Source organism: Streptomyces phytophilus (assembly GCF_013870535.1).
Taxonomy (GTDB): Bacteria; Actinomycetota; Actinomycetes; order Streptomycetales; family Streptomycetaceae; genus Streptomyces; species Streptomyces phytophilus.
This window is the reverse complement of the sequence record NZ_JACBXC010000170.1, coordinates 1-7,762: the sequence shown is the minus strand read 5'-3', so window position 1 is coordinate 7,762 and position 7,762 is coordinate 1. Positions and strand designations below refer to the sequence as shown.

General features: G+C 72.4%; 5 protein-coding genes. 1 reads left to right on the top strand and 4 read right to left on the bottom strand.

The genetic code is table 11. The annotated features are described in order from the left end of the window. Window positions 1-408 (bottom strand): PaaI family thioesterase (locus tag H5J30_RS11320; protein ID WP_181787303.1); only part of this gene is annotated, 408 nt, incomplete at its 3' end. A 19-nt stretch (window positions 409-427) separates the two neighbouring features. Then, a complete protein-coding gene (locus H5J30_RS11315) occupies window positions 428-2,758 on the bottom strand; it encodes an FdhF/YdeP family oxidoreductase (protein ID WP_181787302.1) in 2,331 nt (776 codons plus the stop codon). Between the two features lie 137 nt (window positions 2,759-2,895). Between H5J30_RS11315 and polA the strand changes: the two genes are divergently transcribed. Next, window positions 2,896-5,571 (top strand): DNA polymerase I, encoded by a 2,676-nt coding sequence (gene polA / locus H5J30_RS11310; protein ID WP_181787304.1) that lies wholly within the window; start codon window positions 2,896-2,898, stop codon window positions 5,569-5,571. Window positions 5,572-5,885: 314 nt separating this feature from the next. On the opposite strand, the gene pyk is transcribed toward polA, so the two are convergent. Then, window positions 5,886-7,319: a pyruvate kinase gene (gene pyk / locus H5J30_RS11305; RefSeq protein WP_181787301.1), complete on the bottom strand. Its 1,434-nt coding sequence runs from the start codon at window positions 7,317-7,319 to the stop codon at window positions 5,886-5,888. Window positions 7,320-7,453: 134 nt separating this feature from the next. Beyond that, on the bottom strand, window positions 7,454-7,762 hold a 309-nt coding region (locus H5J30_RS11300), incomplete at its 5' end, for an SIMPL domain-containing protein (protein WP_181787300.1).

Here is a 7,762-nt window from a genome sequence, read left to right as displayed (position 1 = left end):
CCGGCGGCCCTCCTCGTCGCTGACGACGACCTCGTACGTCGCGGTGGACCGGCCGCGGTGCAGCGGCGTGGCCACGCCGGTGACCACGCCGGAGCGCAGGCCCCGGTGGTGGGTGCAGTTGAGGTCGACGCCGACCGCGACCTTCGCCGGGCCGCCGTGCAGCATCGCGCCCACGGAGCCCAGGGTCTCGGCGAGCACCGCGGAGGCGCCGCCGTGCAGCAGCCCGTACGGCTGCGTGTTGCCCTCCACCGGAAGCGTGCCCACGACCCGGTCGGGCGCCGCCTCCAGCACCTTCAGGCCCATGCGCTGCCCGAGGGCGCCGGCGGAGAACAGCTTCTCCAGGTCGACGCCGACGCCGGCGAACTCGTCGAGGATCTCCTGGGGAAACTTCGTCGTGTGCTCGCCCATGCGTGCCCGGCTCCGTCCTCTACACCGTCGTGTCGGGCTCCACCGTAGACGCGGCCGGCTCCAGCCTGACCACCAGGGACTTGCTCGTGGGGGTGTTGCTCGTGTCCGCGGTGGAGTCCAGCGGCACCAGCACGTTGGTCTCGGGGTAGTACGCGGCCGCGCAGCCCCGGGCCGTCGGGTAGTGCACGACGCGGAAGCCGTCCGCGCGCCGGTCGACGCCGTCGCGCCACTCGCCGACGATGTCCGCGTACGCCCCGTCGGCGAGGCCGAGGTCCGCGGCGTCGTCGGGGTGCACGAGGACGACGCGCCTGCCGCCGCGCACGCCGCGGTAGCGGTCGTCCAGGCCGTAGATCGTGGTGTTGTACTGGTCGTGGCTGCGCAGCGTCTGCAGCAGCAGCCGCCCCTCGGGCACCTCGGGGTACGTCACCGGGCTCGCGGTGAAGTTGGCCTTGCCGGTGCTCGTGGGGAAGCGGCGCTCGTCGCGCGGGGCGTGCGGGAGGGTGAAGCCGCCGGGGCGGCGGACGCGGGCGTCGAAGTCCTCGAAGCCGGGCACCACGCGCGCGATGCGGTCGCGGATGCGCCGGTAGTCGCCGCTGAACTCCTCCCAGGGCGTGGCGCTGTCCGGGCCCAGCACCGCGCGGGCCAGCCGGCAGACGATCGCGACCTCCGACAGCAGCGCGTCGCTCGCGGGGGCGAGCCGGCCGCGGGAGGCGTGCACGACGCCCATGGAGTCCTCGACGGTCACGAACTGCTCGTGGCCGCGGCCGTCCGGGCCGGGCTGCCGGTCGCGCTCCGTGCGGCCCAGGGTGGGCAGGATGAGCGCGCGGGCGCCGGTGACGACGTGGCTGCGGTTGAGCTTGGTCGACACGTGCACCGTCAGCCGGGCGCGGCGCATCGCGGCCTCGGTGACCTCGGTGTCGGGCGAGGCGGCGACGAAGTTGCCGCCGACGGCGAAGAAGACCTTGGCGTCGCCGTCGCGCAGCGCGCGGATGGCGCGTACGACGTCGTAGCCGTGGTCGCGGGGCGGGGCGAAGCCGAACTCCCGCTGGAGGGCGTCCAGGAAGGCGGGCGCCGGCCGCTCGAAGATGCCCATGGTGCGGTCGCCCTGGACGTTGCTGTGGCCGCGCACGGGGCAGACGCCTGCGCCGGGGCGGCCGACGTGGCCGCCGAGGAGCAGGAAGTTGACGATCTCCTTGATGGTCGACACGGCGTGCTTGTGCTGGGTGAGGCCCATCGCCCAGCAGACGACGATCCTGTCGGCGGCGAGCACCAGTTCCGCGGCGCGGTCGATGTCGGCGGCGGCCAGCCCGGTGGCGCGTTCCGCGTCGGCGTCGGCGTAGCCGCGGGCGGTGGCCGCGTACTCCTCGTAGCCGTGGGTGTGCTCCGCGACGAACTCCTCGTCGACGGCCTTCGCGCCGGAGTCGTGCGCGGCGAGGACGCGCCGGGCCAGGGCGCGGAAGAGCGCCTGGTCGCCGCCGACGCGGACCTGGAGGAACAGATCGGTCAGCGGGGTGCCGCCGCGCGCGAGGCCGCGTACCGTCTGGGGGTTCTTGAACCGGACCATGCCGGGCTCGGGCAGCGGGTTGACGGTGATGATGCGGGCGCCGTTGTCCTTCGCGTGCTCCAGCGCGGTGAGCATGCGCGGGTGGTTGGTGCCCGGGTTCTGCCCGGCGACGATGATCAGGTCGGCCTGGTGGAGGTCGTCGAGCAGGACGCTGCCCTTGCCGACGCCGAGGGTCTCGGTGAGCGCGGAGCCGGACGACTCGTGGCACAGGTTGGAGCAGTCCGGCAGGTTGTTGGTGCCGAACTCGCGGGCGAAGAGCTGGTAGAGGAACGCGGCCTCGTTGCCGGTGCGCCCCGAGGTGTAGAAGACCGCCTCGTCGGGCGAGTCGAGGGCGGTCAGCTCCTCGGCGACGATCGCGAACGCCCGCTCCCAGGAGACCTGCTCGTACGCCTCGGCGCCCTCCGCCAGGTACACGGGGTGGGTGAGCCGGCCCTGCTGGCCCAGCCAGTAGCCGCTGCGGCCGGCGAGGTCGGCGACGGGGTGCGCGGCGAAGAACCCGGGGGTGACGCGGCGCAGCGTCGCCTCCTCGGCGACCGCCTTGGCGCCGTTCTCGCAGAACTCGAAGGTGTGCGGCTTGTCCGGGTCGGGCCAGGCGCAGCCGGGGCAGTCGAAGCCGTCGCGCTGGTTGACGCGCAGCAGGGTGCGGGCCGTGCGCCGTACGCCCATCTGCTCCTGTCCGGTGCGCAGCGCGTGCGCGATGGCGGCGGCGCCGACGGCGGACTCCTGCGGAGGGGTGACCTCCGGGGCGTCCTGTACGGGGTCGCCGACGGGCGGTTTGCCGGCCATGGCGGTCACCCTTTCTGGGGTTGGGCGTACGGGACCGATCCTGCCATGCCGCACCGTCACGGGCTCCGCTGTCAGTGCGGCATGGCAGGATCGGGGCCGTGGCTGAGAACGCATCGAAGACCCAGCGCCCCCGCCTGATGCTGCTTGACGGACATTCCCTGGCATACAGGGCGTTCTTCGCGCTACCCGCGGAGAACTTCTCCACCGTCAGCGGGCAGGTCACCAATGCGATCTACGGCTTCACGTCGATGCTGTCGAACACGTTGCGTGACGAGGCGCCGACGCACCTGGCCGTCGCCTTCGACGTCTCGCGGAAGACGTGGCGCTCCGCGGAGTTCGCGGAGTACAAGGCGAACCGCTCCTCGACGCCCGACGACTTCAAGGGCCAGGTCGAGCTGATCGGCGAGCTGCTGGACGCGATGAACGTGCCGCGCTTCGCCGTCGAGGGCTTCGAGGCGGACGACGTGATCGCCACGCTGGCCACGCAGGCGGAGGCCGCCGGGTTCGAGGTGCTGATCGTCACCGGCGACCGGGACTCCTTCCAGCTCGTCTCCGACCACGTGACGGTGCTGTACCCCACCAAGGGCGTCTCCGAGCTGACCCGCTTCACGCCGGCGAAGGTCGAGGAGCGCTACGGCCTGACGCCCGCGCAGTACCCGGACTTCGCCGCCCTGCGCGGCGACCCCTCCGACAACCTGCCGGGCATCCCGGGCGTCGGCGAGAAGACCGCGGCCAAGTGGATCAGGCAGTTCGGGTCGTTCGCGGAGCTGGCCGAGCGGGCCGAGGAGGTCAAGGGCAAGGCCGGGCAGAACCTGCGCGACCATCTCGACGCCGTCAAGCTCAACCGCCGGCTCACCGAGCTGGACCGCGCCGTCGAGCTGTCGACCGGGCCGGAGGGCCTGGAGCGCAGGCCGTACGACCGGACGTCGCTCCAGGTCGTCATGGACGCACTGGAGTTCCGCAACCCCAACTTCCGCGAGCGGCTGTTCAACGCCGACCCGGGCGCCGCCGAGGTGGAGGCCGAGCCCGAGCCGGGGGTGCAGGTCGACGGCCGGGTGCTGGAGACGGGCGAGCTGGCGCCGTGGCTCGCCGAGCACGGCTCCGGGCCGCTCGGCATGGCCACCGTCGGCACCTGGCAGCTCGGCGCGGGCAGCGTCTCCGAAGTGGCGCTGGCCACCGCGGAGGGGGCGGCCGCATGGTTCGACCCGGCCCGGCTGGACGCCGCGGACGAGCAGGCGTTCGCGGGCTGGCTCGCGGACGCCGGCAGCCCCAAGACGGTGCACGACGCGAAGAGCGCCATGCGCGTCCTCGCCGAGCACGGCTGGCGCGTCGAGGGCGTGGCGATGGACACGGCCCTGGCCGCCTATCTGGTCACCCCCGGGCGGCGGACGTTCGCCCTCGACGCGCTGTCGATCGCCTATCTGGGCCGCGAGTTGGAGCCCCCGGCGGCCGACGGGCAGCTGGAGCTGGGCCTCGACGGCGAGGAGGGCGACCAGGAGGCGGCCGAGCGGGACGCGCTGATGCGTACGGCCCGTACGGTCCTGGACCTCGGCGAGGCGCTGTCGGAGAAGCTGGCGCAGGTCGGCGCGGCGGAGCTGCTGCGCGACATGGAGCTGCCGGTCTCGGCGGTGCTGGCGGGGATGGAGCGGGCCGGCGTCGCCGTCGACCGGGCCCATCTGGAGGCCATGGAGGAGCAGTTCGCCGGCGCGGTGCAGCAGGCCGTCCGGGAGGCGCACGACGCGGTGGGGCACGAGTTCAACCTCGGCTCGCCCAAGCAGTTGCAGGAGGTCTTCTTCGGCGAGCTGGGCCTGCCGAAGACCAAGAAGACCAAGACGGGCTACACCACGGACGCCGACGCGCTGGCCTGGCTCGCCACCCGGACCGACCACGAACTCCCGGTCATCATGCTGCGCCACCGCGAGCAGGCCCGGCTGCGCTCCACGGTCGAGGGGCTGATCAAGACGATCGCCGCGGACGGCCGGATCCACACCACGTTCAGCCAGACGGTCGCCGCCACCGGCCGGCTGTCGTCCACCGATCCGAACCTGCAGAACGTGCCCATCCGTACGGACGAGGGCCGCGCGATCCGCCGCGGCTTCGTCGTCGGCGAGGGGTACGAGTCGCTGCTGACCGCCGACTACAGCCAGATCGAGCTGCGCGTGATGGCTCATCTGTCGGAGGACGATGGCCTGATCGAGGCGTTCGCCTCCGGCGAGGACCTGCACGACACCGTCGCCTCGCAGGTGTTCGCGGTGCCGCGCACCGAGGTCGACGCCGAGATGCGGCGGAAGATCAAGGCGATGTCGTACGGGCTGGCCTACGGGCTGTCCGCGTTCGGCCTCTCGCAGCAGCTGGGCATCGAGGCGGCCGAGGCCCACAAGCTGATGGAGAACTACTTCGAGCGCTTCGGCGGCGTACGGGACTATCTGCGCCACGTCGTCGACGAGGCCCGGGCGACGGGCTACACGGAGACGATGTTCGGCCGCCGCCGGTATCTGCCCGACCTCAACAGCGACAACCGCCAGCGGCGCGAGATGGCCGAGCGGATGGCGCTCAACGCGCCGATCCAGGGCACCGCGGCGGACATCGTGAAGCTCGCGATGCTGCGGGTGGACCGGGCGCTGACGGCGGCGTCGCTGGAGACGCGGCTGCTGCTCCAGGTGCACGACGAAATCGTGCTGGAGGTCGCCCCGGGCGAGCGCGAGCGGGTGGAGGAGCTGGTGCGGCGCGAGATGGCCGGCGCGGTCACCCTGCGGGCGCCGCTGGACGTCGCGGTGGGCGTGGGCGACGACTGGGAGTCGGCGGCCCACTGACGCCGCCCGGCCGGCGCGGGCAGGGAGCGGCGCGGTCCGCTGCTCCCCGGCGGGGCCGGAGAAGTGGGACTCACCGCTCGGCCGAAGAGCGCGGGAGCATGCGCGGGCCCCGCTCGGCCGGCCGGTGCCGGGCGTTGCTCGGCACGTCGGGAGGGGAATCAGCGGGTTTCCGTACGGCGGATGCGGATCGTGTCGCGTACGGCGAGCAGCCGCGGCTGGGCGCAGTGTTGCGCACGCACGCGAGGCGGCGCCCGGAGCCGCCTCGTTTCTCGCCCGCCCCGCCCCGTTCCGGCCCTGGGCGCCCTTGGCGCCACTCAGCTCGCCGGGTCGTCCTCGCCGATGTGGTGGACGCGGACGAGGTTCGTCGAGCCGGGGATGCCCGGCGGGCTGCCGGCGGTGATCACGACCACGTCGCCCCTGCGGCAGCGGCCGATCTTCAGCAGCTGCTCGTCGACCTGCGCGACCATCTCGTCCGTCGTCTGCACCATCGGGCCGAGGAACGTCTCCACGCCCCACGTCAGGTTGAGCTGGCTGCGCGTCGCCGGGTCCGGGGTGAACGCCAGCACCGGGATCGGCGAGCGGTAGCGCGAGAGCCGCCGTACGGTGTCGCCGGACTGCGTGAACGCCACCAGGTAGCGCGCCCCGAGGAAGTCGCCGATGTCCGCCGCCGCGCGCGCCACCGCGCCGCCCTGGGTGCGGGGCTTGTTGCGCTCGGTCAGCGGCGGCAGGCCCTTGGCGAGCATCTCCTCCTCCGCCGCCGTGACGATCCGGCCCATCGTCCGCACCGTCTGGATCGGGTACTTGCCGACGCTCGTCTCGCCGGAGAGCATCACCGCGTCCGTGCCGTCCATCACCGCGTTGGCGACGTCGGACGCCTCGGCGCGGGTCGGCCGGGACGCCTCGATCATCGAGTCGAGCATCTGCGTGGCGACGATGACCGGCTTGGCGTTCCGCTTGGCGAGCTTGACCGCCCGCTTCTGCACCATCGGCACCTGCTCCAGCGGCATTTCCACGCCGAGGTCGCCGCGGGCCACCATGATCCCGTCGAAGGCGTCGACGATGCCCTCCAGGTTCTCGACCGCCTGCGGCTTCTCCACCTTGGCGATCACCGGGACCCGCCGGCCCTCCTCGTCCATGATCCGGTGGACGTCGCGGACGTCCTGCCCGGAGCGGACGAAGGACAGCGCGATGATGTCCGCGCCCGTGCGCAGCGCCCAGCGCAGGTCGTCGCGGTCCTTCGCGGAGAGCGCGGGGACGGAGACGGCGACGCCGGGCAGGTTGAGGCCCTTGTGGTCGGAGACCATGCCGCCCTCGATGACCATGGTGCGGACCCGGGGCCCGTCCACGGCGGTCACCTCCAGCGTGACGCGGCCGTCGTCGACGAGGATCCGCTCGCCCCGCCCGACGTCGGCGGCCAGCCCGTCGTACGTCGTACCGCAGCACTGGCGGTCGCCTTCGACCGGGTCGACGCTGATCGTGAATTCATCGCCCCGTTCGAGAAATACAGGACCTTCGCGGAAGGTGCCCAGCCGGATCTTCGGGCCCTGAAGATCGGCGAGCACGCCGACGCTGCGCCCCGTTTCGTCCGCGGCCTTGCGCACCCGTGCGTAACGCTCCTCGTGCTCAGCGTAAGTGCCATGGCTGAGATTGAACCTGGCGACGTCCATTCCGGCCTCGACCAAGCCCTTGATCTGGTCGTATGTGTCGGTCGCTGGACCCAGGGTGCAGACAATCTTCGCTCGGCGCATACATTCGACTCTATGACTTACCGACAGGTAGGGAACCGGTTATCGGCCATTCCCCAACGACATTTGAGCGAAGGTCTATTGAGATCGAGCTGACAACTAATAAAACGTGCGGGCCGCTGCTCTGATGAGCGCAATCAGAGTTGCGGACGGGTCATGATGAACCTTGCGTTCACTCGTGCGTAGACAGTCTGCCGCTGAGGTTCGAGGTCGAGCGCGGGGGGCGCCTCCCCGCCGGGTACCGCGGCGCCGCCGAAGCCGCGGGTCGCCTCCGCCGCCATCCACATCTCGGGGCGCTCCGTGCCCTCGTCGGCGATCTCCAGCACCGCCGTCAGCTCCGCGCCCAGCGCCTCGGCGTACTCGCGGGCGCGCGTCACCGCCTCCCGGACCGCCTGCCGCCGCGCCTCGCGGTGCACCGGCGAGTCCGGGCGCAGCCACCACCACGG